The following is a 23,755-nucleotide window of genomic DNA, read 5'->3' on the forward strand; positions in this document are numbered from 1 at the left end:
GGAGACACAGTGCACTGGCAAACTCACACTGTTTTTAATCAACCTATACCCTTAAATAACAGCAATTTATACCTGTCTGATGGCGCGCTCTGCGAAGCGGTAACGCGCGAAGGCGCTGGTTGGGATAGCGATTTTCTCGCCAGTATTGGTCAGCAACTCGGAACGGCAGAATCCCTTGAACTGGGGCGGCTGGCGAATGTAAACCCACCTGAACTGTTGCGCTACGATGCCCAGGGGCGACGTCTGGACGATGTCCGTTTCCATCCCGCATGGCACCTGCTGATGCAGGCGTTATGTACCAATCGGGTACACAACCTGGCCTGGGAAGAAGATGCTCGTTCTGGCGCATTTGTGGCGCGGGCGGCGCGTTTTATGTTGCACGCGCAGGTCGAGGCCGGGTCGTTATGCCCGATAACCATGACCTTTGCCGCCACGCCATTGCTGTTACAGATGTTACCCGCGCCGTTTCAGGACTGGACCACGCCGCTGTTGAGCGATCGCTACGATTCCCACTTATTGCCTGGCGGGCAAAAACGCGGTTTGTTGATTGGCATGGGAATGACGGAAAAGCAGGGCGGTTCCGATGTCATGAGCAACACCACCCGTGCAGAGCGTCTGGAAGATGGCTCTTATCGGCTGGTGGGGCATAAATGGTTTTTCTCGGTGCCACAAAGCGACGCGCATCTGGTGCTGGCGCAGACCGCGGGCGGTTTGTCCTGCTTTTTTGTGCCGCGATTTTTGCCTGACGGACAACGCAACGCGATTCGGCTGGAGCGTCTGAAAGATAAGTTGGGTAATCGTTCCAATGCCAGTTGCGAAGTGGAGTTTCAGGATGCCATTGGCTGGTTGTTGGGTCAGGAAGGGGAAGGGATTCGCCTGATCCTGAAAATGGGCGGGATGACGCGTTTTGATTGTGCTCTGGGTAGCCACTCCATGATGCGTCGTGCGTTCTCGCTGGCGATATATCACGCTCATCAACGCCATGTATTTGGTAATCCGTTAATCGAACAGCCCCTTATGCGCCATGTCTTAAGTCGCATGGCGCTTCAGCTTGAAGGGCAAACAGCGTTGTTGTTTCGTTTGGCGCGGGCGTGGGATCGGCGTGCCGATGCCAAAGAAGCCCTGTGGGCGCGTTTATTTACGCCAGCAGCGAAATTTGTGATCTGCAAACGTGGCATTCCGTTTGTGGCTGAAGCGATGGAGGTGCTGGGCGGTATTGGCTATTGCGAAGAGAGCGAACTACCGCGACTTTATCGGGAGATGCCAGTGAACAGCATCTGGGAAGGCTCTGGCAATATTATGTGCCTCGATGTGCTGCGCGTTCTTAATAAGCAAGCGGGCGTCTACGATTTGCTGTCGGAAGCGTTTATGGAAGTGAAAGGGCAAGATCGTTATTTTGATCGCGCGGTTCGTCGCTTACAACAGCAACTGCGCAAACCGGCTGAAGAATTGGGACGGGAGATAACACATCAATTATTTTTGCTGGGCTGCGGCGCGCAAATGTTGAAATATGCTTCTCCGCCAATGGCGCAGGCGTGGTGTCAGGTGATGTTAAATACGCGCGGTGGCGTGCGGTTGTCAGAGCAGATCCAGAATGATTTATTGCTGCGGGCGACGGGGGGAGTGTGTTTGTAAGCGTATACGACGGATGCGACGCTGGTTTCGATTAACTAAATGAAATATGTGAAAATTGTAGGCCGGACAAGGCGCTCGCGCCGTATCCGGCATTGTTCATTCGCTGCAGATGACACTCACGCATACAGTATCGCCTGTACACGCCAGTTATCGGGCTGTTGGTCTTCGTACATGGTAATAATGCGGTACCATGACGCACCTTGTTCATCGGCCTTTAACGCCACGATACGTTCCACGTCCTGCGGATCCCCTGAAATATTGCTAACCGAGATCTGACCTATTTCATTCAGGCCCGTCACGCAGTCAGCACTGGCGAATTCTGCAGACTGTGCCGTGGCGCTCGCAGGGCAAGTCACTAATTGCAGCGAGGGTGAGGCAAGTAATTGTTTCATCGTCAGCTCCATTTTTCGTTTCCCCACATGTGGCAGGGCATTCCATCGCGGTAATAAACGCCCGAGCTTCCCGCCGGTAATTTATTGTGCACAGGTAAACGCATAGGGACGCAAAGCAATGTAAAGCTGACTATGTAAGTTGTCTGATTTATTTACGGTACAAAATGGCTTGTGAATACCACTGTCCTGTCACGATGGTTTCATCCACCATTACGACAACGTAATAATCAGCTTTTGCAGCGACAGCTTTCGCTCTGATTTCTGCTAATGCGTCATCCGGAGAGCCCCGTACCATCGTGCTTACACTACCTATTCGCTGTAACCCTTGTGTCTGGTCACGGCGAATCTCTTGCGGATGGTCCGTTACTGGCGGTGCTGGCTGTGGCGTACCTTGCAGTGCGCTACAGGCGCTTAGCATCAACACCAATAATAAACTGGCAAACCGATAAATAACGCTATTACGTTTCCTGCTAACCATAGTGTAGTGCCTTATTTATTTAACTTGAGGGGAATGTTCCCGAATTGTTACCTGGTACGCGATTTTCGAATGAAAACGTTGTGAAAGCGTAATCCACATCTCAACATTATGAACTAATACGGTCAGCAGAAACTTGTGCTAAGGATTTCTTCATGTCATACCAGACTCAAAGGAGAAAAAGATGATTGAATTAGAATCACGCGTGCTGGCTGATATTCCCGTTCTTCACGCTTATCCCATAGGGCAAAAAGAACCCCCATTACCGTGTGTGATTTTTTATCACGGATTTACTTCATCCAGCCTGGTTTATAGCTATTTTGCCGTCGCGCTGGCGCAGGCTGGTTTCCGGGTGATCATGCCGGATGCGCCCAATCACGGTAGCCGTTTTAGTGGCGACGCAGCGAGGCGTTTAAATCAATTCTGGCAAATCTTGCTACAAAGTATGCAGGAATTCACTACTTTACGTGCGGCAATAGCCGAAGAAAACTGGCTGCGTGATGAACGCCTGGCGGTTGGTGGCGCGTCGATGGGCGCAATGACCGCGTTGGGGATTACCGCTCGCCACCCCACGGTGAAATGTACCGCCAGCATGATGGGGTCTGGCTATTTCACATCGCTTGCCCGTTCACTGTTTCCACCGTTGAAGCCTGAAACGCCAGCACAGCAAAACGAATTTAATAACATTATTGCTCCACTGGCAGAGTGGGAAGCGACAAACCACCTGGACGAACTGGGAAGCAGGCCACTGCTGTTGTGGCATGGCCTTGACGATGATGTTGTGCCTGCCGAGGAATCACTACGTTTGCAGCAGGCATTAAGAGAAACGGGACGAGATAAACAGTTAACCTGTTTATGGCAGCCTGGCGTGCGCCACCGTATTACACCCGAGGCGTTAGATGCTGCGGTGACATTTTTCCACCAGCATCTTTAAACACGCAGAATGCTGACCCCTTGCGCTTCCAGCTGTTGCAGGATCTCTGGGTTAGCATTTTTGCCGGTGATCAGCATATCGATTTGATCGGCGCGGCTAAAGAGCATCCCCGCGCGTTCACCAATCTTACTGCTATCGACCAGCACTACCAGTTTCCCCACCACACTCAGCATCTTCTGCTCTGCCATCGCCGTCAGCATATCGGTTTTATATAACCCTTCTGCGGTCAGCCCTTTGCCGCTGGTAAACATCCAGTGCCCGGCATAGAGACTGTTTTCGCTGCCCTGTGGGCTTAAGGTGATGGACTGACTTTTGTTGTACTGCCCGCCCATGATGATCACGCTGTCATGTTCCTGATCGATCAGATAGTTTGCCAGCGGGAGATAATTAGTGATGATTTGCACCGGTTTGCCACACATTTCCCGGCCGAGCAGAAATGCGGTAGAGCCGCAGTTGATGACCACGCTTTCGCCCGGATTAACCAACTGCGAGGCCGCTTTAGCGATACGTACTTTTTCATCGTGATTCTGCGCCTGATGCAGATTCATCGGCGTCCATCGCGGGCGCTGCTGGGTAATCGCTTCAGCGCCGTTGCGCACTTTCTTCAGTTTGCCGCTTTCGTCGAGTTTATTGATATCGCGTCGCGCAGTGGCAGGCGAAATTCCCAGACGCTCAACGACTTTCTCAACGGTCACAAAGCCCAATTGTGCGAGCATTTCCAGGAGGATTTGATGTCTTTGTGCTTCAGTCATGAGCTATTCCGATAAAATTTGATTTTTTTAGATGATATTTGAAATAGCCAGGAAATACTACGCCGGATAGCGCGAACAGATCCACGCTATCCGGTATAAACGATAGATTACAGGAATGACTTGAACGGCAGATCCGGTTCAATGGTGAAGCAATCGTCAAAACCACGCGGATAGTGATACTCGAAGTTATCTTTATCCAACGGCCAGGTAAACTTGCCACCGACCTGCCAGATAAACGGCTTAAAGCCATACTTCAGACGATCTTTTTTCATCTCCCACAGTACGCGGATTTCCTGCGGATCGGCCTGGAAGTTTGACCAGATATCGTGGTGGAACGGGATTACCACTTTCGCATTCAGGGCTTCACCCATACGCAGCATATCGGCGCTGGTCATTTTGTCGGTAATACCGCGTGGATTCTCACCGTACGATCCTAACGCCACGTCGATCTGATGCTCGTTGCCATGTTTTGCATAGTAGTTAGAGTAGTGGGAATCGCCGCTGTGATACAGGGAACCGCCCGGTGTTTTGAACAGATAGTTTACTGCGCGATCGTCCATGCCGTCTGGCAGTACGCCAGCCGCTTTTTGATCCGCTGGTAGGGTGATCAGTGCAGTACGGTCGAACGCGTCAAGGGCATGAATTTCAATGTCTTTCACTTTTACCACATCGCCTGGTTTGACCACGATGCAGCGCTCTTTCGGTACTCCCCAGCCAATCCATAAATCCACGCAGGTTTTCGGTCCGATAAACGGTACGTCATCAGCACAGTTCTGCATCACGGCAGCAGCGACGTTGACGTCGATATGATCGTTGTGATCGTGAGTTGCCAGTACCGCGTCGATCTGGCGAATCGCAAACGGATCAAGAACAAACGGGGTGGTACGCAGGTTTGGCTGCAGTTTTTTCACGCCAGCCATGCGCTGCATCTGGTGACCCTGTTTCATCAGCGGGTTACCGTGACTTTGTTTGCCTGTACCGCACCAGAAATCAACGCAAACGTTGGTGCCACCTTCCGATTTCAGCCAGATCCCAGTACAACCGAGCCACCACATCGCGAATGTACCAGGAGCTACCTGCTCTTGTTCAATTTCTTCATTCAGCCAGCTACCCCACTCCGGGAAAGTGCTCAGGATCCAGGATTCACGGGTGATACTTTTCACTTTACTCATCGCCATTTACCTTCATGATGTTCAATTTGAATCAATATTTGATTGGTTTTGATTAATCCTGACACTATTTTTTCAGGAAGGCAATGACCATTTTTTGACTTTTTGCCAGGGGAGTTGTTGTGGATTTTGAGTGTGGAAAGATTTAACGGAATGTGTAATTCATTTAACTAAATGAATTTAAATGAGTAATTGTTTCGTTGCATGAATCCCACTCTATCCATGTGGAATTATTTGCGTGCCGCGTCACATTTAATCATAAATAATCTTGTTGTGATTACTTTTGAAAATTAGAGTGAATACACAACATTCCGGGTGTGCGGAATACCCGGTTACCTCTTCTTCAGGAGATCGTTATGGATATCCTCTACAACATCTTTACCGTCTTTTTTAATCAGGTAATGACCAATGCCCCGCTGTTACTGGGTATCGTGACCTGCCTGGGCTACATCCTGCTGCGTAAAAGCGTCAGCGTGATTATCAAAGGCACCATCAAAACGATTATCGGTTTTATGCTGTTGCAGGCCGGGTCCGGCATCCTGACCAGCACCTTCAAACCGGTGGTGGCGAAAATGTCGGAAGTTTATGGCATCAACGGTGCGATTTCAGATACTTACGCTTCGATGATGGCCACTATCGAGCGCATGGGCGATGCCTATAGCTGGGTAGGGTACGCGGTGCTGCTGGCACTGGCGCTGAACATTTGTTACGTGCTGCTGCGTCGTATTACCGGTATTCGCACCATCATGCTGACTGGCCACATTATGTTTCAGCAGGCGGGGCTGATTGCCGTCACGCTGTTCATCTTTGGCTACTCCATGTGGACCACCATTATCTGCACGGCGATTCTGGTTTCGCTCTACTGGGGCATTACCTCCAACATGATGTACAAGCCGACTCAGGAAGTGACGGATGGCTGTGGTTTCTCCATCGGTCACCAGCAGCAGTTTGCATCATGGATTGCTTATAAAGTCGCGCCGTTCCTGGGCAAAAAAGAGGAGAGCGTTGAAGACCTCAAACTGCCTGGCTGGCTGAACATTTTCCACGACAACATCGTCTCCACGGCGATTGTCATGACCATCTTCTTTGGCGCCATTCTGCTCTCCTTCGGTATCGACACCGTGCAGGCGATGGCAGGCAAAGTGAACTGGACGGTCTACATCCTGCAAACCGGTTTCTCTTTTGCGGTGGCGATCTTCATCATCACTCAGGGCGTGCGCATGTTTGTGGCGGAACTCTCTGAAGCGTTTAACGGTATCTCCCAGCGCCTGATCCCGGGTGCGGTTCTGGCGATTGACTGTGCGGCTATCTATAGCTTCGCGCCGAACGCCGTGGTCTGGGGCTTTATGTGGGGCACCATCGGTCAGCTGATTGCGGTTGGCATTCTGGTCGCCTGCGGCTCTTCCATTCTGATTATTCCAGGCTTTATTCCGATGTTCTTCTCCAACGCCACTATCGGCGTATTCGCTAACCACTTCGGCGGCTGGCGTGCGGCACTCAAAATTTGTCTGGTGATGGGGATGATTGAAATCTTCGGCTGCGTCTGGGCGGTGAAACTCACCGGTATGAGTGCCTGGATGGGCATGGCGGACTGGTCGATTCTGGCACCGCCGATGATGCAGGGCTTCTTCTCCATCGGTATCGCCTTTATGGCCGTCATCATTGTAATTGCACTGGCTTATATGTTCTTCGCTGGCCGCGCGCTGCGCGCAGAAGAAGATGCAGAAAAACAACTGGCAGAACAGTCTGCTTAATAAGGAGTTTTGATTATGACCGTACGTATTCTGGCTGTGTGTGGCAACGGACAAGGCAGTTCCATGATCATGAAGATGAAAGTGGACCAGTTTTTAACCCAGTCGAACATCGACCACACGGTAAATAGCTGCGCGGTTGGCGAATATAAAAGTGAGTTGAGCGGCGCGGATATCATCATCGCTTCTACGCACATTGCGGGCGAAATCACCGTGACCGGCAACAAATACGTGGTTGGCGTGCGCAACATGCTCTCTCCTGCCGACTTTGGCCCGAAATTGCTGGAAGTGATCAAAGAACATTTCCCGCAGGATGTGAAGTAAGGACGCACCATGAAATTACGTGATTCGCTGGCGGAGAATAAATCCATCCGCCTGCAGGCTGAAGCTGAGACATGGCAGGACGCAGTAAAAATCGGCGTTGACCTGCTGGTGGCGGCGGATGTTGTCGAGCCGCGTTACTACCAGGCGATTCTGGATGCGGTTGAACAGCACGGCCCGTATTTTGTGCTCGCACCAGGTCTGGCAATGCCGCACGGTCGCCCGGAAGAGGGCGTTAAGAAAACCGGTTTTGCGCTGGTGACGCTGAAAAAGCCGCTGGAGTTCAACCACGAAGATAACGACCCGGTGGATATCCTCATCACCATGGCGGCCGTCGATGCCAACACTCACCAGGAAGTGGGCATCATGCAGATCGTCAACCTGTTTGAAGATGAAGAGAATTTCGACCGTTTACGTGCCTGCCGTACCGAGCAGGAAGTACTGGATCTCATTGACCGCACCAACGCGGCAGCTTAAGAAGGAATTGAAGATGTCATTACCGATGTTGCAAGTCGCGCTGGACAACCAGACTATGGATAGCGCCTACGAAACCACTCGCCTGATTGCCGAAGAAGTCGACATTATCGAAGTGGGCACCATTCTGTGCGTGGGTGAAGGCGTGCGTGCGGTTCGTGACCTGAAAGCACTCTACCCGCACAAAATCGTGCTGGCAGACGCCAAAATTGCCGATGCGGGCAAAATCCTTTCTCGTATGTGCTTCGAAGCCAACGCTGACTGGGTGACCGTGATTTGCTGTGCGGATATCAACACCGCCAAAGGTGCGCTGGACGTAGCAAAAGAGTTTAACGGCGACGTGCAGATCGAACTGACCGGTTACTGGACCTGGGAACAGGCGCAACAGTGGCGTGACGCAGGCATTCAGCAGGTGGTTTATCACCGCAGCCGTGACGCGCAGGCCGCAGGCGTGGCGTGGAGCGAAGCAGATATCACCGCGATCAAACGTCTTTCCGATATGGGCTTTAAAGTCACCGTCACTGGTGGCCTGGCGCTGGAAGATCTGCCGCTGTTCAAAGGTATTCCGATTCATGTGTTTATCGCGGGTCGCAGCATCCGTGATGCCGCTTCTCCAGTGGAAGCCGCGCGTCAGTTCAAACGTTCCATCGCCGAACTGTGGGGCTAAGGAGCGGATATGTTGTCCAAACAAATCCCGCTTGGCATCTATGAGAAAGCGCTCCCCGCCGGGGAGTGCTGGCTGGAACGGCTGCAACTGGCAAAAACGCTGGGCTTCGATTTTGTCGAGATGTCGGTAGATGAAACGGACGATCGTCTGTCGCGCCTCGACTGGAGCCGCGAGCAGCGTCTGGCGCTGGTGAATGCGATTGTTGAAACCGGCGTGCGCGTGCCGTCCATGTGCCTTTCGGCCCATCGTCGTTTCCCGCTGGGCAGCGAAGATGACGCGGTGCGGGCGCAGGGGCTGGAGATTATGCGCAAAGCTATCCAGTTCGCCCAGGACGTTGGCATTCGCGTGATCCAGCTGGCGGGCTATGACGTTTACTATCAGGAAGCCAATAACGAAACGCGTCGTCGTTTCCGTGACGGGCTGAAAGAGAGCGTTGAGATGGCGAGCCGCGCGCAGGTGACGCTGGCAATGGAGATCATGGATTACCCATTGATGAACTCCATCAGCAAGGCGCTGGGCTACGCGCACTATCTCAACAACCCGTGGTTCCAGCTCTACCCGGATATCGGCAACCTGTCGGCGTGGGACAACGATGTGCAGATGGAATTGCAGGCCGGAATCGGGCATATCGTCGCGGTGCATGTGAAAGACACCAAACCAGGCGTCTTCAAAAACGTGCCTTTTGGTGAAGGCGTAGTGGATTTCGAACGTTGCTTCGAAACGCTCAAACAAAGTGGCTATTGCGGGCCGTACCTGATTGAGATGTGGAGCGAAACGGCGGAAGACCCGGCGGCAGAAGTGGCGAAAGCGCGCGATTGGGTGAAAGCGCGCATGGCCAAAGCAGGCATGGTGGAGGCGGCATAATGCAAAAGCTGAAACAGCAGGTGTTTGAAGCCAATATGGATCTGCCGCGCTACGGGCTGGTGACCTTTACCTGGGGCAACGTCAGCGCCATTGACCGCGAACGCGGGCTGGTGGTGATCAAGCCCAGCGGCGTCGCCTACGAAACCATGAAAGCAGCCGATATGGTGGTGGTTGATATGAGCGGCAAGGTGGTGGAAGGGGCGTATCGTCCGTCTTCCGACACTGCGACGCATCTCGAACTCTACCGTCGTTATCCGTCGCTTGGCGGCATTGTCCATACCCACTCCACTCATGCCACCGCATGGGCGCAGGCGGGGCTGGCGATCCCGGCGTTAGGTACCACGCACGCTGACTACTTCTTTGGCGACATCCCGTGTACGCGCGGATTAAGCGAAGAAGAGGTGCAGGGCGAGTACGAACAGAACACTGGCAAAGTGATTATTGAAACGCTGGGCAACGCTGAGCCGCTGCATACGCCGGGAATTGTGGTGTATCAGCACGGACCGTTCGCCTGGGGGAAAGATGCCCACGACGCGGTGCATAACGCGGTGGTGATGGAAGAAGTGGCGAAAATGGCGTGGATTGCGCGCAGTATTAACCCACAACTCAATCACATCGATAGCTTCCTGATGAATAAACACTTCATGCGTAAGCACGGTCCCAACGCCTATTACGGGCAGAAGTAAAACACGCGCTGCGGAAATTTCCTTCTTCGGGAGATAACTGGTCTGATTCCGCAGCCGTTTTTCAAAAAAATGCCCCCGGAGAAGGGGGCAAAGCAAACTATGGCAATGTTTCGTTGGTTATACCTGGTGCTAGCGATAAATATCCGCGCTGGCGTGCATATTGCCGTTACTCCCCGGTTCTCGCATCAGAATCACGTGGTAGTACGTTGCGCCTTGCGCATCTGTCTCTTCATTCAGTGCCTGGCGAGCTTCACTTTCAGTGGCGAAGTTATGGTTGATATAAATCACGCCTAAGCTCTGTACGTCGTCCATATTTCTGGCCTGGTGGTTATTAATTTCAATGGCTGCCCATGTATTTGCACTTAGCAAAAGCACAGCCAGAAGGGCTAAAACACGACTGAACATAGATTCCTCCTCGACGGCTGACTTTGTGTGCTCTCCTCTGTGATGATCTTCTGATTTAATTTTAATCAATGATAAAGAAGTTGATGGTGACCATTTCTGATGCAGTTGTTCGAAAAAACACTGTGACGGAATGTGATGAACTTCAAATCAGCGAGTTAGTTCTTTTGCGCGAAAGATGAGATTTATTTGTCGGCTGGCCTTGAGTTTAGCGGGGCATACAAGTACTATAACGCGTCATTTTTCAGCCGACCTTTAACACGTTCCTTGCCTCCCCGGGATTCGGCTGACCCAGACAGGAGGCTGAATAATCCGTAAGGAGCAATTCGATGCGTCATTACGAAATCGTTTTTATGGTCCATCCTGACCAGAGCGAACAGGTTCCGGGCATGATCGAGCGCTACACTGCTGCCATCACTGGTGCAGAAGGCAAGATCCACCGTCTGGAAGACTGGGGCCGCCGTCAGCTGGCTTACCCGATCAACAAACTGCACAAAGCACACTACGTTCTGATGAACGTTGAAGCTCCGCAGGAAGTGATCGATGAGCTGGAAACTACCTTCCGCTTCAACGATGCCGTTATCCGCAGCATGGTTATGCGTACCAAGCACGCTGTTACCGAAGCATCTCCGATGGTTAAAGCGAAAGACGAGCGCCGTGAGCGTCGCGATGATTTCGCAAACGAAACCGCAGATGATGCTGAAGCTGGGGATTCTGAAGAGTAATTTCTGATGACCAACCGTCTGGTGTTGTCCGGCACCGTGTGCAGGACTCCCCTTCGAAAGGTCAGTCCATCAGGAATTCCTCACTGCCAGTTCGTGCTTGAGCATCGTTCTGTGCAGGAGGAAGCCGGTTTTCACCGGCAGGCGTGGTGCCAAATGCCCGTTATTGTTAGCGGACACGAAAACCAGGCCATTACTCACAGTATAACGGTCGGCAGTCGCATAACCGTTCAGGGGTTCATTTCATGCCACAAGGCAAAGAACGGACTGAGCAAAATGGTTTTGCATGCCGAGCAGATTGAATTGATAGATTCTGGAGACTAGCCATATGGCACGTTATTTCCGTCGTCGCAAGTTCTGCCGTTTCACCGCGGAAGGCGTTCAAGAGATCGACTATAAAGATATCGCTACGCTGAAAAACTACATCACCGAAAGCGGTAAGATTGTCCCAAGCCGTATCACCGGTACCCGTGCAAAATACCAGCGTCAGCTGGCTCGCGCTATCAAACGCGCTCGCTACCTGTCCCTGCTGCCGTACACTGATCGCCATCAGTAATCGGTCACGGTCCATTAATACGACTTTGAGAGGATAAGGTAATGCAAGTTATTCTGCTTGATAAAGTAGCAAACCTGGGTAGCCTGGGTGATCAGGTAAACGTTAAAGCGGGCTATGCTCGTAACTTCCTGGTACCGCAGGGTAAAGCTGTTCCAGCTACCAAGAAAAACATTGAATTCTTCGAAGCACGTCGCGCTGAACTGGAAGCTAAACTGGCTGAAGTTCTGGCAGCAGCTAATGCTCGCGCTGAGAAAATCAATGCACTGGAAACTGTTACCATCGCGTCTAAAGCTGGCGACGAAGGTAAACTGTTCGGTTCCATCGGTACTCGCGACATCGCTGACGCTGTAACTGCAGCTGGCGTTGAAGTGGCTAAGAGCGAAGTTCGTCTGCCGAACGGCGTTCTGCGTACCACTGGCGAACACGAAGTGAGCTTCCAGGTTCACAGCGAAGTATTCGCGAAAGTGATCGTAAACGTAGTAGCTGAATAATTCGTTATTCAACGAGACGTAAAAACGCCGACCTTGTGTCGGCGTTTTGCTTTTGTAGCGAGCACTTGCAGATATCGATAAGGGCCACAATAAGCAGCCCCATGAAGATAATTACTTAGCCGCCTGAATGTCAGCCAGCATTGGGGCAAGGGCAGGGTTATCCTTAGCAAAGGCTGCGTACATCGGCTGCACTTTCTCGATAAACGGTGCCTTATCAACCTGATAGACTTTCACGCCCATTTTATCCAGTTTAGCGAATTCTTTTTTCTCTTCCTCGCTCCACAAGTCTTTCATGTAGCTCATTGATTCTTTCGCTGCTTTTAATATAACTGACTGATTTTCTGGGCTAAGTTTATCAAACGCAGCATTGCTCATCAGAACCACATCGGGAACCATAGTGTGTTCGTCAAGGCTGAAGGATTTTGCCACTTCACCGTGACGCATGGTGGTCAGCGCCATCACACTGTTTTCTGCCATATCAACCACACCTTGCTGTAAGGCTGTATACAGCTCGCCGTAATCCAGTGGCGTCGGGTTACCGCCCATGACTTTGATCATTTCAACTGCGCCAGGACTTGGCTGAACACGGACTTTCATGCCTTTCAGATCGTCTGGTTTCAGTACCGGTTTATTGCCGTAGAAGCTGCGGGCGCCTCCATCATAGAACGTCAGACCGAAATAACCTTTGTTTTTTGTTGAGTCGAGGATTTTCCTTCCGATATCGCCCTGCATGACCTGATAATAATGATCACGATCGCGGAACAAATAAGGCAGGCTAAATAATTTATAAGAATTTTCAAATGCTTCCATTTCTGCCGCATTGGTTTTTACCAGTGGAATTGCGCCAGAACGAATCAGCTCCATTGTTTCTCGTTGAGTACCCAATGTTCCATTTGGATAAATACGAATAGTAATATCACCGTTAGAGTACTCTTTGCTCTTTTTCGCAAAGAACTCCATCGCTTTATGAACAGGGTGAGACTTATCCTGATTATGGCTAAGTTTTAATGTCATTGCCCAGGACTGGCTTGCGGATAACATAAGAACAGCACCGATAATGCCAGCGGATACTTTTATTTTCATAGATGTTCCTTTTCTAATAAATATGGCGGCAGGTGCCGCCAGTGAATGCATATCAGTAGCCCAGTGCTCTTGGCAATGCCATACTGATTTGCGGAATATAGGTCACCATTGCCAGCACTAATACCATCACGGCATAGAAGGGCAGCATAGGTTTGATAATTTTGTTGATTGGTAATTTAGATACACTACAGCCAACAAACAGCACACTGCCTACTGGTGGAGTACAAATACCGATACACATGTTCAGTACCATGACAATACCAAAGTGAATCGGGTCCATGCCCAACTCGGTGACGACGGGTAAAAATATCGGGGTGAAAATCAGTACCGCTGGCGTCATATCCATAAATGTGCCAATGATCAACAAGATAATATTGATAATAAGCAGGATTACTATTGGATTATCAGAAATGGTATTGAGCAAATCGAGGATCAGGAAGGGTACGTCAGCGTTGGACATAGCCCATGACATGCCCATTGAAGAGCCGATCAATAACAAAACAATTGCTGTGGTAATCACTGATTCCAGAAATATTTTAGGTAAATCCTTAACTGATATTTCACGATAGAGAACCAGCGCGAGGAAAAGAGTATAAATTACCGCAATTGCCGAAGCTTCGGTTGGGGTAAAAATACCGCTTAGTACGCCACCCATAATTAACACAATCAGGAAAATGCTGGGGATCGCCATCCATATAGCCACTCCAGCCTGGCGCAAAGTCGGACGTTCTGGTTTTGGATAACCGCGACGTACCGCGATAATACCGGCGACGACCATCAGCGCCAGGCCCAGTAAAATTCCCGGAACATACCCTGCCAGGAACAGTGCAGCAATAGACGTACCGCCGCTGACCAGTGAATAGACGATCAACGTATTGCTTGGTGGAATAAGTAAACCAGTAGGAGCAGAAGCAACGTTAACCGCAGTGCTGAATGCCGGGTCGTAGCCTTCTTTAACCTGTTGCGGATGCATGACACCGCCCATCGCCGCCGCCGAAGCAACGGCTGAACCAGAAATTGCCCCGAACAGCATATTGGCAAGAATATTACAGTGAGCAAGTGAGCCTGGCAGACGACCGCCAAGAATTCGCGCAAAGTTAATTAGCCTTCGTGCTATTCCTCCATGATTCATAATGTTGCCAGACAAGATAAAAAATGGGATTGCCAACAACGTAAAACTATCTAACCCGGAGGCTAACTTTTGGGAAACCACACTCAATGCTGAGTTGAAATCGAGTTGTGTGGAAATTGATGCCAGTGTCGATAAACCAATGGCATAAACAATAGGTACACCTAATGCCAACATAAAAAAGAAGGCACCAAATAACACAATAATAGGTAACCAGTAATCCATAATTTCTCCATTCCTACTATGGTTGGTTGTTGTTTGTTATCTTTAGAGTGGCTGTTTAAGTTCGGTTAAAACCATATCTATGGTGTATATGATAATAAGTACACCACTAATCGGGATGCTCATATAGATATATCCCATCTGCCAGCCTAAAGCGGGTGAGGTTTGACCTGAATCGAATGTGTCCATCGTTAATAGCCCACCACCATATACCATAATGATGGTAGCGAAGATAATAACGATAATCTGAATACACAAAAATAAATGACGTCGGGCTTTTCCTTTCAGCATCATAGGTAGCAGGTCAATCGCCAGATGCCGGTTTTGCCCTGCGGTGTACGCACCACCAAAAAGTCCAAGACAAATAAAGAGCAAACGGCTGAGTTCATCTGTAAAAATACTGGGACTATTAAATATAAATCGTGCAGCCACCTGCCATGTCACACATGCCACAATGATCGCCAAAATGGTAATATTCAATGTTGCAAGCAGAGCATTAATAGATCTAATTATATTTCGCATAGTGATTAACCTTTGCAATATCATTCATCCTGTGGCTGGTAAATTGTCCCATTAAGAAAGTCAGGCCAATTTTTTTCAAACCAGATGCTGTGGATAATGGGAAACTCACGAACAGTAGTATTTCTGACTTGAAATGCACCGTTGCAATAATGAATGAGTAACTTATTCTTTTTATCCTTTATACGCTCTGAACGAAAGCGCCATGCATCACAAAAACCATTTCGTGTTTGTGGGATAGAATTACCGGCTTCATCCATAACCATCCGCGCCCCGCGACTACCGCCACCTGCATCAATATAATGCGTCAACTGTGTCAATACCGCGGCAGAGGTCAGTGCCATATGCCGCCACATAAATAGCTCGGCAATTTCGCCTACGTGGTTGATGGTCAAACCGTGTTGCTGCACAAATTCACTCAACAGCAGGGCGTCGCGGGTGGCGTGGCGAACTTTATCGGCATGACAAATAAATCCAGCATAATCAGACATTCGTGCCTGGATTTTTTCTTTCGCCGTTGTCAGCGTCATTCCGTTCTCGTTAGCCAGCGCCTGAGTGATGAGCTCTCTAACAGTAGACAACGGCGAGGCTGCCAGCTTTGCAATATCTCCATTAACAGACCGCTTTTGGGAGCAACCAATAAAACGCGCCAGGCGCACGGCAAAAACCTGTCCGGCATTCAGTGCCGCGCCGCCAGGCCGGGTAACGCCGTGAGTTCCGGCAACTTCTCCCACCGCGAAGCAACCGGGCAGGGAGGTTTGCCCCCAGATATCCACTTCTATACCGCCATTCATATGCTGATTATTCATGGCAAACTGCAGAGGCTGCGCGGTGAGATCGTAACCGTGCATCTTATACAGCGAGATAGAGAGCGGATTCATCCGTTGCAGACGTTCGATGGGCGATTGCGCCAGGGCGCCATTATTTTCCAGATACGCATGAACGTCGGCATCCAGCCGCTCTAATGAGAACGGCAAATCACCAGGTACGGCTTCAGGATTGCGATTGAAATCCATAAATACCTGGCGACCTGATTGCTGTTCCTGCGCCACCGCCATATCCAGCAAGCTTGAACCAAAATCCATCACCCGCGTGGCATGGAACGGCCACTGATAGCCCTTACGGAAGATGTTTGAAGCCAGTTCCTGGGTAGTGCGATAGTAATCTGCAAGGAAGTTATACTCGTTGCCCTCAGCATCCACAGAATAGATATACGGGATCACCTGTACATAGGTGCCAGACAAATTCCACGGAAAGGTGCAGCGTGGCGTGCCAATACCAAACTGGCTTTCTGTCAGATTGGTTAGCGTCAAACCTTCTTCCAGCGCCAGCCCCAGTGAGCCGAAGCATTTATGTGGATAAACACTGTCGCGATAAAGTTCGCCCGGTCCGCCCGTTGCCAGTACCACATTGGGCGCAGTCACAATTGCCAGCCCCCAGGGGTTATGGGCGCGGGAACCGGTTGCGAGAATAGCCCCCGCAACGCGATCTTCGCCATTCTCTCCGCACTGATGCAGGAGCTTAATCACCGTTGCACTGGTCAACATTGGGATGGCGAGGCGCTGCACTTCCTCCAGCAATACTTTCACCATCAGGCGAGAAGTGCGCGGTCCACAGGAGGTTGCGCGTCCGGCTTCGTCATGGTCGGTTTGATAACGGAGAATTGCGCCATAGCGATCTTCCGGTAATTCCAGACCAAGATATTGCAGACCGCCGAGGGTATGCAGAGAACCGACCGCCTCGACATAAGCGGTGTCGTGATCCATTGCGCCACCGCTCGCCAGTGCTTCCGCCAGTTTGGCGAAATTGTCGCCGTTGCCCGCAGTGGCAGCGGTAAACAGTGTTTGTTTATCGGAACCAGAGCACGCTGACGTTCCCATATATAACCCGGCGGTGGCGATCAGCACATTTTACTGACGACGTTTTAGCTCAACTGCCGCACGTAATCCTGCTGCGCCGCTACCAACGACCAGCGCATCAACTTGCCAGATCGGGTAATCAACATCCTCAACGGTGACAATTGACGTTGGTTCTGCTGACACAAACCCCTTCGGGAAAGTGACGTGCGTCAGCGCATCGAGGATGGTGTCATCAAGCTGACTCATGCATCCTCCATTGGCGTAAACAGGCTGCTTTCCATCAGACGTGGTTGCCTGATAATCGGGCGGAAGGCCATGAACGGCAGAATGTCGCGCTCAATCTCCACACCCGGCGCGATCTCAATTAATTCAACGCCTTCTGCCGTTAACTGGAATACCGCGCGTTCAGTGATATACAGCACCTCCTGACCGCTTTGCTGTGCGTACGCGGCGCTAAAGGTAATTTTTTCTACCCGGGTAACCAGTTTAGGGATTTGACCTGACTGGGCGATATGCAAGCCATCTGGCGTTACATCGATTTTGCTGCCTTTGGCGTCGAACGTGCCGCAGAACACCACTTTACGGGCGTTTTGCGCAATTTCGAGAAATCCGCCGGGGCCAATGAGATTGCCATTGAGATGCGAGACGTTGACGTTACCGTGCTGATCCATCTCTCCCATGCCGAGGAAGGTGATATCGATCCCGCCGCCACTGTAGAACTCAAATTGATCGAGTGATGGAATAATGGCATCGGCGTTGCGGGCGCAGCCGAAAAACGCATCATCCAGCATCATACCGTTATGCACGCCTTGCTCGACGCTCAGCCATAAACTTTGGTAAGGAACGCCTTCGCGCAGCGCAACCCCAGGAATGCCGCCGGGAATGCCAAAGCCAAAGTTGGTTGAAGCGCCAGCCACCAGTTCGCGAGCTGCCCGACGGGCAATCAGGCGACGTACCGGATGACTAACCAGTTCAATAGCGTCGTTAGAACTCAGACGGCGATGTTGACCGCTGATCGTCAGGTCGTAACCGCCAAGATAGGTTTGCGGTTGTTCGCGGTGTTCAACGATGCCATCAACCAGAATCCCCGGTAGCTTGACCCGACGTGGTTCAAGTGCGCCTGCTTCCAGTACGTCGCGCACCTGTACGAACACTTTGCCGCCGCTGTTGTGTGCTGCCAGCGCCATCGAATAGCTATCCATATCAATCGCCTCTTCTTCAAGGCTGACGTTGCCACGCGGATCGGCATAAGTGCCGCGCAAAATGGCATAGTCCACTTTGAAAGGGCGATAGCGGAGTTTGGTTTCACCATCAATTTCAATCAGTTCTACCAGATCGTCGGTGGTGCAAGCGTTCGACTTTCCGCCGCCATTGCGCGGATCAACAAACGATCCCAACCCTACGTGGGTAAAAAGTCCCGGACGTCCGGCACCGATCTCCCGTAGCAACGCCTGAATCACGCCACCAGGAAAGCAGTAGGCTTCAATGGCATTGTTTTTCACCAGTTCCTGCATTTTGGGCGACCAGGTAAAGTGTCCGGCAATTATGCGTTTGAGCATTTCGGCATGAGCGAAGCGATTGGTTCCTTTGCTGTCGCGATCGCCAATACCCAGCGAGTGGATTAGTGTCAGATCGCGCGGGTGTCCGGTTTGCAGAAAACGAGCTTCAATGGCTGCCATAATATGGTCGGCTTCCACCATGCCGCCGCCGTTACCGCTAATGGCAATGGTTGCGCCGTCCTGAATTTGCGCCGCCAGTGCCTCGGCGGTTGTTATCTTACGCATACAATTTCCTTATTGATTGTGGAAGCTCACGCTACTTTTTTCGGCAAACGCGCGCGTCGCCTGCTGGCAATCCTGAGTAGCAGACATTAACCCTGCCAGTAACTGGTGCGAGTAATCGGCATGTTTATTTTCCAGTGCCAGAATCAGCTGCTTAATATGCGCCAGCGCCACCGGGCCACATTTTTCCAGCTGCGCTAGCTGATTCGCCATCCAGCTTTCTACCTGTTCTTTTTCTACCACTTCATCAATTAAATTCGCCGCCTGGGCTTCATGTGCCGTCAGACGTTTACCCAGCATCAGCATCTGGCGACCGACCACCGGACCGACCTGATTAAGCACGCGTTCAATGCCCATCCAGCCAGGCACCATACCGAGCATCACTTCCGGGTTAGAGAATTTCGCGCTGGGGCGAGCAATACGAATATCGCAGCACAAAGCAAGTTCAATCCCACCGCCGATGGTATGACCGTTGAGATTCGCAACGGTTAATTGGGGTAAATTGCGCAGACGATTAAAAACGTCATTACCGCGTTTAATCCATTTTCTGCCCATATCTAATGGCGAATAGGCTGACCACGATTTAATATCGCCGCCCGCACAAAAGAATTTATCACCTGTAGCAGTTAATTCGACTAATCGTAATGTGGTGTCGTTTTCAATTTCATTTAAATAATGATCGAGAGATTCGATCATTTCTTCGTTAATAGCATGACATTTATCTTCTCGATTCAATGTCAGGCGGCAGGAAGCTGCCGCTCTGCTGAACAGAACGGGTTGGTCACTCATGATCATTCCTTAACAATAATGCGCGATGCGATCGACGCTAATATCCAACGTGCTGTTAATATCTTGCTGCCACCAGTAGGGGGAGAATATTTCCAGTTCAATAGCGCCATTAAATCCGGCGTTTTCAACCAGCCGACGGATTGACGGAATATTGATGACGCCATCTCCCGGCATTCCACGGTCATTGACCAGATCAGTGGTCGGCACTAACCAGTCGGAAACATGAAACGCGAGGATGCGTTTTCCGGCACGCAGGATCTGACTGGCGAGATCCGGATCCCACCAGACGTGATAAACATCCACCGCGACACCGAGGCCAAATTCGCCATCGGGATCGAGTTCATCACACCAGTCCAGCGCCTGGCGTAACGTGCACAAACAGGAACGATCGGCTGCGGTCATTGGGTGCAGTGGCTCCAGCGCAATCGGCACGCCGACCTCTTTCGAATGTGGCAGTAACTGGCGAATCCCTTGTTTCACCTGTTCCCGCGCCTCATACAGATCTTTTGTGCCTGTTGGCAGACCGCCAACCACCTGCATATAACAGGCGGCGTTAAGCACGGCGGCGTCGTCCAGCGCCCGGCGGTTATCATCAATCGCTAGTTTGCGTTCCGCCAGCGTCGGTGCGGTGTAGTAAGTGCTACGGCACAAACCGGAAACGCTCATGTTACTGGCGGCGAGTTGGCGGGCGATCTGCTGGAGATCTTCGCCCTGCAATTCTCTGCGCCAGGGGGCGATTGCGCCAATACCGCGCGCGGCGCAAGCGTCAATAATGGCGGGCAGCGGCGTTTTATAACCCAGCGTCGCGGTATTAATGCTGAATAAATCAGGGCGTTGTAACAGATCTCTCATAGTTCAGCCTCAGAAGCGCGGCATACTTAAGCCGCCGTCGATGGCGACCGCCTGACCACAGGTGTAAATCAGTTTGCCTTCCGCCATCGCGCGGACAGTGGAGGCGATATCAGCCGGATAACCCCAACGTCCCCACGGCACCAGACCTTTGGCAATCAATTCGTCGTAATAGGCGGTTGCCGGAATGGTCATATCGGTTTTGATTAGGCCAGGGCGCACTTCATAAACGCCAATTTGTTCATTGCAAAGGCGAGCAGCAAACAGACGAGCAGCGGCAGAAACGGCGGTTTTGGCAATGGTGTATTCGCCGCGATTCATCGCCAGCATGATGGCGTTGATTGAACTGACGAAAATAATCGAGCGGTGCGGCAGCTCCGCTTCCGGCTTCGGCTGTGCGAGCAGACGTTTACTGAATGCCTGAGCGAGGAAGAACGGCGCGCGGGTATTGATGGCAATGTTTTGGTCGAAACTGTCTGGTTCGAGATCGAGGAGGTCACCGCGCTTTTTCACTGAAATCCCTGCGTTGTTGAGCAGACAGTCCAGACGCCCCCACTGGTTTTGCGCCGCGTCGAGCATCTCTTCATGCAGGGAGAGATCGCCAACATCGGCAGGGAAGCAAATGACTTCCACGCCTTCTGCCATACATTCTTGTTGTGTGATATGCAGTTTTTCTACGCTGTCGGCATCGGGACGATCGTTAATCAGCAGGTTAAACCCGCCACGAGCAAGTTCCAGCGCACAACCCTTTCCAATACCACGTGCAGCGCCAGTGATGACAGCAACAGGACGAGTGGATTTCATAGGTTAATCCTCTTTTTCTGAATATTGTTTCCTTAAGTGATGGTTAGCTTGCGACTAGTCAGTAAAAAGATCAACCATCTGGTTGGTTGATCTGCGATAATGATCACAGGACATTTGATAACTCGATGAAAGACAATGTTTTGCCTTTTTGCTGTCGCTGAGATCAAATACGGTTATGATAGCCATCACGAAGAAGACGTGGGGAAGCGTTATGTATCTTGATACCAGCAACGTACAAAGCCTGAAGGAAAAGCTGCTGTTATGCGCGGTTAATGAATTTGCCGAATATGGTTACGAAGGCGCCAGGGTCGATAATATTGTTAAGGCTGCGGGGTGTAGTAAGCAGACGGTTTATCACCACTTTGGTAATAAAGAAAATTTATTTATCGAAGTGCTGGAATATACCTGGAACGATATTCGACAAAAAGAAAAGGCCCTTGATTTCTCAGGTCTTCCGCCACAAAAAGCGATTGAAAAAATCATTGATTTTACTTGGGACTATTATGTTTCTAACCCTTGGTTTTTAAAAATTGTGCATAGTGAAAACCAAAGTAAAGGTGTGCATTATGCAAAATCACAACGTCTCTTAGAAATTAACCATGCGCATTTGCAGTTAATGGAATCTTTATTGGATGAAGGGAAAAAGCTCAATATATTTAAGCCAGATATCGACCCGTTGCAGGTGAATATTAATATTGCTGCGCTTGGGGGATATTATTTGATCAACCAGCATACGCTTGGTCTGGTTTATCACATCAGTATGGTTTCACCGCAGGCACTGGAAGCCAGACGTAAGGTCATCAAAGATACGATCCTTAGCTGGCTTCTGGTTGAACGGTCATCTACCGCGCGCGAATAAAACTGCCATCCGGCTGGCGGGTAAACAAGACTTGTTGATTATTCCCCGTATCAATGGTTAAGCCCGTCACCACGCCGCTGGCGTTCTGGCGGATTTTCACCATCTGCCCATTTTGCAAATTACTTAATGGTTTACCTGCGCCTTCTACCTGCGCCATTGCGTATACATCGGTAGGAGGCAGACCGTGGTCGCGGAACAGTTGTGCCATCGTTTTGCCGGCTTCGACACGATAAGAGCGCCATTGATTGTCAATGCCGCTATCTGGCTGGAAAGGTTGCGTTTGCGTAGCTTGCGGCGGCTCTTCCGGTTGACCTTCCTGTATTGGTTCTGGAGCGACCGGGGCAACTTGATCCGGATCGTTTTGCGGCGTAACTAGCTGCGCCCGAAGTTGTTCTTCTGTCGGCGGCTGAGATTGCGACTGAATATCCAGCTGCGCTTCACGCGTCACGACGGGGGAGTCGGGCGCATCCTCAGACGGAAGCAGAAAACCGACCACCAAAATAATGGCGGCAATAATAATCCCCCGACGATGCATCGGAGGTAGCGGATCCATGAAGCGAAAGTTGTCCGGCGCGTGCCAGACCTTCTCCAGGGTTGGTTTTAGTTCAAAGCGCCCGGGCATGGTTTCCTCCTGCTCCGCGTCTTGTTCCTCAATCATAGCCTATGAATAAGCTAACGCTATGATGTCCGTGGTAAACCCGCCTTCATTATATTCATACGGGATATTGCTATTGTTTCTTTTTCCCCGGGATTTGTCATCACTCTCGCGACAAAGTTTTACCCAAGGAAGTGTGGCTGATATGCTGCCCGTTACTTTATACCCTGAGGAAGGAAATACGATGACCACCCCAACTTTTGACACCATCGAAGCGCAAGCAAGCTACGGCATTGGTTTGCAGGTAGGGCAACAACTGAGTGAATCTGGTCTGGAAGGGCTGCTGCCAGAAGCGCTGGTTGCAGGTATTGCCGACGCGCTGGAAGGCAAACATCCGGCAGTTCCGGTTGATGTGGTGCACCGCGCGCTGCGTGAAATCCATGAACGTGCCGATGCTGTTCGTCGTCAGCGTTTCCAGTCGATGGCTGCTGAAGGTGTGAAATATCTTGAAGAAAACGCTAAAAAAGAAGGCGTGAACAGCACCGAATCCGGCCTGCAATTCCGCGTGATCAACCAGGGCGAAGGCGCAATTCCTGCCCGTACCGACCGCGTTCGCGTTCATTACACTGGTAAATTGATCGACGGCACTGTATTTGACAGCTCTGTTGCTCGTGGCGAACCGGCTGAATTCCCGGTGAACGGCGTGATCCCTGGCTGGATTGAAGCACTGACTCTGATGCCAGTAGGTTCTAAGTGGGAACTGACTATCCCGCAGGAACTGGCCTATGGCGAGCGCGGCGCTGGCGCGTCCATCCCTCCGTTCAGCACCCTGGTGTTTGAAGTCGAGCTGCTGGAAATCCTCTAAGCAGCGTATTCTGTTCCCCTCGAGCCAGAGGGGAGCAGGCATTTAGCAATAAACCCTTCAGTTTGCCAATCGGCGATATTTTGTGTTGCAAACGCTCCGTAAGCGTGTAT

The 23,755-nt window shown here is 51.0% G+C and carries 27 protein-coding genes and 1 pseudogene; 14 read left to right on the top strand and 14 right to left on the bottom strand.

Going from position 1 to position 23,755, the window contains the following annotated elements; all coding sequences use genetic code 11:
• Nucleotides 1-9: 9 nt before the first annotated feature.
• Complete coding sequence (locus D9741_RS07945; protein WP_130216715.1) at nt 10-1,635, top strand: isovaleryl-CoA dehydrogenase; 1,626 nt, start codon at nt 10-12, stop codon at nt 1,633-1,635.
• Between the two features lie 116 nt (nt 1,636-1,751).
• Here the strand turns inward: D9741_RS07945 and yjfN are convergent, their stop codons facing one another.
• Complete coding sequence (gene yjfN / locus D9741_RS07950) at nt 1,752-2,027, bottom strand: DUF1471 family protease activator YjfN (RefSeq protein WP_001517630.1); 276 nt, start codon at nt 2,025-2,027, stop codon at nt 1,752-1,754.
• A 148-nt stretch (nt 2,028-2,175) separates the two neighbouring features.
• Complete coding sequence (gene bsmA / locus D9741_RS07955; protein ID WP_000254636.1) at nt 2,176-2,505, bottom strand: biofilm peroxide resistance protein BsmA; 330 nt, start codon at nt 2,503-2,505, stop codon at nt 2,176-2,178.
• 181 nt (nt 2,506-2,686) lie between these two features.
• Between bsmA and yjfP the strand changes: the two genes are divergently transcribed.
• On the top strand, nt 2,687-3,436 hold the full coding sequence (gene yjfP / locus D9741_RS07960; protein ID WP_130216713.1) for an esterase: 750 nt from the start codon (nt 2,687-2,689) through the stop codon (nt 3,434-3,436).
• Here the strand turns inward: yjfP and ulaR are convergent.
• A complete protein-coding gene (gene ulaR, locus D9741_RS07965) occupies nt 3,433-4,188 on the bottom strand; it encodes an HTH-type transcriptional regulator UlaR (RefSeq protein WP_000133631.1) in 756 nt (251 codons plus the stop codon). The genes yjfP and ulaR overlap by 4 nt on opposite strands.
• Nucleotides 4,189-4,295: 107 nt before the next feature.
• Nucleotides 4,296-5,360 (bottom strand): L-ascorbate 6-phosphate lactonase, encoded by a 1,065-nt coding sequence (gene ulaG, locus D9741_RS07970; protein ID WP_001295191.1) that lies wholly within the window; start codon nt 5,358-5,360, stop codon nt 4,296-4,298.
• A gap of 353 nt (nt 5,361-5,713) precedes the next feature.
• On the opposite strand from ulaG, the gene ulaA reads away from it, so the two are divergent.
• From ulaA to ulaF, 6 genes are read left to right on the top strand one after another with little or no spacing between them, the layout of a single operon-like run.
• Entirely contained in the window at nt 5,714-7,111 is a 1,398-nt protein-coding gene (ulaA, locus tag D9741_RS07975) for a PTS ascorbate transporter subunit IIC (protein WP_130216711.1), read from the top strand.
• 15 nt (nt 7,112-7,126) lie between these two features.
• Entirely contained in the window at nt 7,127-7,432 is a 306-nt protein-coding gene (ulaB, locus tag D9741_RS07980; RefSeq protein ID WP_000218362.1) for a PTS ascorbate transporter subunit IIB, read from the top strand.
• A gap of 9 nt (nt 7,433-7,441) precedes the next feature.
• Nucleotides 7,442-7,906: a PTS ascorbate transporter subunit IIA gene (gene ulaC, locus D9741_RS07985; RefSeq protein ID WP_000776505.1), complete on the top strand. Its 465-nt coding sequence runs from the start codon at nt 7,442-7,444 to the stop codon at nt 7,904-7,906.
• 13 nt (nt 7,907-7,919) lie between these two features.
• Complete coding sequence (ulaD, locus tag D9741_RS07990) at nt 7,920-8,570, top strand: 3-keto-L-gulonate-6-phosphate decarboxylase UlaD (protein WP_130216709.1); 651 nt, start codon at nt 7,920-7,922, stop codon at nt 8,568-8,570.
• Between the two features lie 9 nt (nt 8,571-8,579).
• Nucleotides 8,580-9,434: an L-ribulose-5-phosphate 3-epimerase UlaE gene (ulaE, locus tag D9741_RS07995; protein ID WP_000949498.1), complete on the top strand. Its 855-nt coding sequence runs from the start codon at nt 8,580-8,582 to the stop codon at nt 9,432-9,434.
• Nucleotides 9,434-10,120 (top strand): L-ribulose-5-phosphate 4-epimerase UlaF, encoded by a 687-nt coding sequence (gene ulaF, locus D9741_RS08000; RefSeq protein WP_130216707.1) that lies wholly within the window; start codon nt 9,434-9,436, stop codon nt 10,118-10,120. Before ulaE ends, ulaF begins: the two co-directional genes overlap by 1 nt.
• Nucleotides 10,121-10,249: 129 nt before the next feature.
• Here ulaF and yjfY read toward each other — a convergent pair whose 3' ends face one another.
• Nucleotides 10,250-10,525: a DUF1471 family protein YjfY gene (gene yjfY, locus D9741_RS08005; protein WP_000492914.1), complete on the bottom strand. Its 276-nt coding sequence runs from the start codon at nt 10,523-10,525 to the stop codon at nt 10,250-10,252.
• A 326-nt stretch (nt 10,526-10,851) separates the two neighbouring features.
• On the opposite strand from yjfY, the gene rpsF reads away from it, so the two are divergent.
• From rpsF to rplI, 4 genes are read left to right on the top strand one after another with little or no spacing between them, the layout of a single operon-like run.
• Nucleotides 10,852-11,247 (top strand): 30S ribosomal protein S6, encoded by a 396-nt coding sequence (gene rpsF / locus D9741_RS08010; RefSeq protein ID WP_001216676.1) that lies wholly within the window; start codon nt 10,852-10,854, stop codon nt 11,245-11,247.
• Between the two features lie 6 nt (nt 11,248-11,253).
• Nucleotides 11,254-11,568: a primosomal replication protein N gene (gene priB, locus D9741_RS08015; RefSeq protein ID WP_001296681.1), complete on the top strand. Its 315-nt coding sequence runs from the start codon at nt 11,254-11,256 to the stop codon at nt 11,566-11,568.
• Nucleotides 11,569-11,572: 4 nt separating this feature from the next.
• On the top strand, nt 11,573-11,800 hold the full coding sequence (gene rpsR, locus D9741_RS08020; protein WP_000135199.1) for a 30S ribosomal protein S18: 228 nt from the start codon (nt 11,573-11,575) through the stop codon (nt 11,798-11,800).
• A 41-nt stretch (nt 11,801-11,841) separates the two neighbouring features.
• Nucleotides 11,842-12,291 (top strand): 50S ribosomal protein L9, encoded by a 450-nt coding sequence (rplI, locus tag D9741_RS08025; RefSeq protein ID WP_001196062.1) that lies wholly within the window; start codon nt 11,842-11,844, stop codon nt 12,289-12,291.
• A 111-nt stretch (nt 12,292-12,402) separates the two neighbouring features.
• On the opposite strand, the gene D9741_RS08030 is transcribed toward rplI, so the two are convergent.
• From D9741_RS08030 to D9741_RS08065, 8 genes and pseudogenes are all read right to left on the bottom strand, one after another.
• Nucleotides 12,403-13,374 (bottom strand): TRAP transporter substrate-binding protein, encoded by a 972-nt coding sequence (locus D9741_RS08030; protein WP_130216705.1) that lies wholly within the window; start codon nt 13,372-13,374, stop codon nt 12,403-12,405.
• A 52-nt stretch (nt 13,375-13,426) separates the two neighbouring features.
• Nucleotides 13,427-14,728: a TRAP transporter large permease gene (locus tag D9741_RS08035; protein ID WP_130216703.1), complete on the bottom strand. Its 1,302-nt coding sequence runs from the start codon at nt 14,726-14,728 to the stop codon at nt 13,427-13,429.
• Nucleotides 14,729-14,770: 42 nt separating this feature from the next.
• The gene (locus tag D9741_RS08040; RefSeq protein WP_130216701.1) at nt 14,771-15,247 is read right to left on the bottom strand and encodes a TRAP transporter small permease; all 477 of its coding nucleotides are present in this window, start codon (nt 15,245-15,247) and stop codon (nt 14,771-14,773) included.
• A 20-nt stretch (nt 15,248-15,267) separates the two neighbouring features.
• Nucleotides 15,268-17,349, bottom strand: a pseudogene (locus tag D9741_RS08045) (FAD-binding protein).
• Nucleotides 17,346-18,887: a CoA-transferase gene (locus D9741_RS08050; RefSeq protein ID WP_130216699.1), complete on the bottom strand. Its 1,542-nt coding sequence runs from the start codon at nt 18,885-18,887 to the stop codon at nt 17,346-17,348. The pseudogene D9741_RS08045 and the gene D9741_RS08050 overlap by 4 nt, the downstream one beginning before the upstream one ends.
• Before the next feature lie 9 nt (nt 18,888-18,896).
• Entirely contained in the window at nt 18,897-19,673 is a 777-nt protein-coding gene (locus D9741_RS08055; RefSeq protein ID WP_032226418.1) for an enoyl-CoA hydratase/isomerase family protein, read from the bottom strand.
• 9 nt (nt 19,674-19,682) lie between these two features.
• A complete protein-coding gene (locus D9741_RS08060; RefSeq protein WP_130216697.1) occupies nt 19,683-20,525 on the bottom strand; it encodes a sugar phosphate isomerase/epimerase family protein in 843 nt (280 codons plus the stop codon).
• A 9-nt stretch (nt 20,526-20,534) separates the two neighbouring features.
• Nucleotides 20,535-21,326 carry a 3-ketoacyl-ACP reductase gene (locus D9741_RS08065; protein WP_130216695.1) on the bottom strand — a complete coding sequence of 264 codons (792 nt, stop codon included), beginning with the start codon at nt 21,324-21,326 and terminating at the stop codon, nt 20,535-20,537.
• Nucleotides 21,327-21,537: 211 nt separating this feature from the next.
• Between D9741_RS08065 and D9741_RS08070 the strand changes: the two genes are divergently transcribed.
• Nucleotides 21,538-22,185: a TetR/AcrR family transcriptional regulator gene (locus D9741_RS08070; RefSeq protein WP_130216693.1), complete on the top strand. Its 648-nt coding sequence runs from the start codon at nt 21,538-21,540 to the stop codon at nt 22,183-22,185.
• Here D9741_RS08070 and ytfB read toward each other — a convergent pair.
• On the bottom strand, nt 22,169-22,807 hold the full coding sequence (gene ytfB, locus D9741_RS08075; RefSeq protein WP_130216691.1) for a cell division protein YtfB: 639 nt from the start codon (nt 22,805-22,807) through the stop codon (nt 22,169-22,171). The two genes, D9741_RS08070 and ytfB, sit on opposite strands and share 17 nt — an antisense overlap.
• A gap of 217 nt (nt 22,808-23,024) precedes the next feature.
• Between ytfB and fklB the strand changes: the two genes are divergently transcribed.
• Nucleotides 23,025-23,645, top strand: coding sequence for an FKBP-type peptidyl-prolyl cis-trans isomerase (gene fklB, locus D9741_RS08080; RefSeq protein WP_064525832.1), 621 nt, complete (start codon nt 23,025-23,027; stop codon nt 23,643-23,645).
• Nucleotides 23,646-23,755 lie beyond the last annotated feature (110 nt).

Origin of the sequence: Escherichia sp. E14V7 (assembly GCF_004212225.1) — a bacterium.
In the GTDB taxonomy this organism is placed as follows: domain Bacteria; phylum Pseudomonadota; class Gammaproteobacteria; order Enterobacterales; family Enterobacteriaceae; genus Escherichia.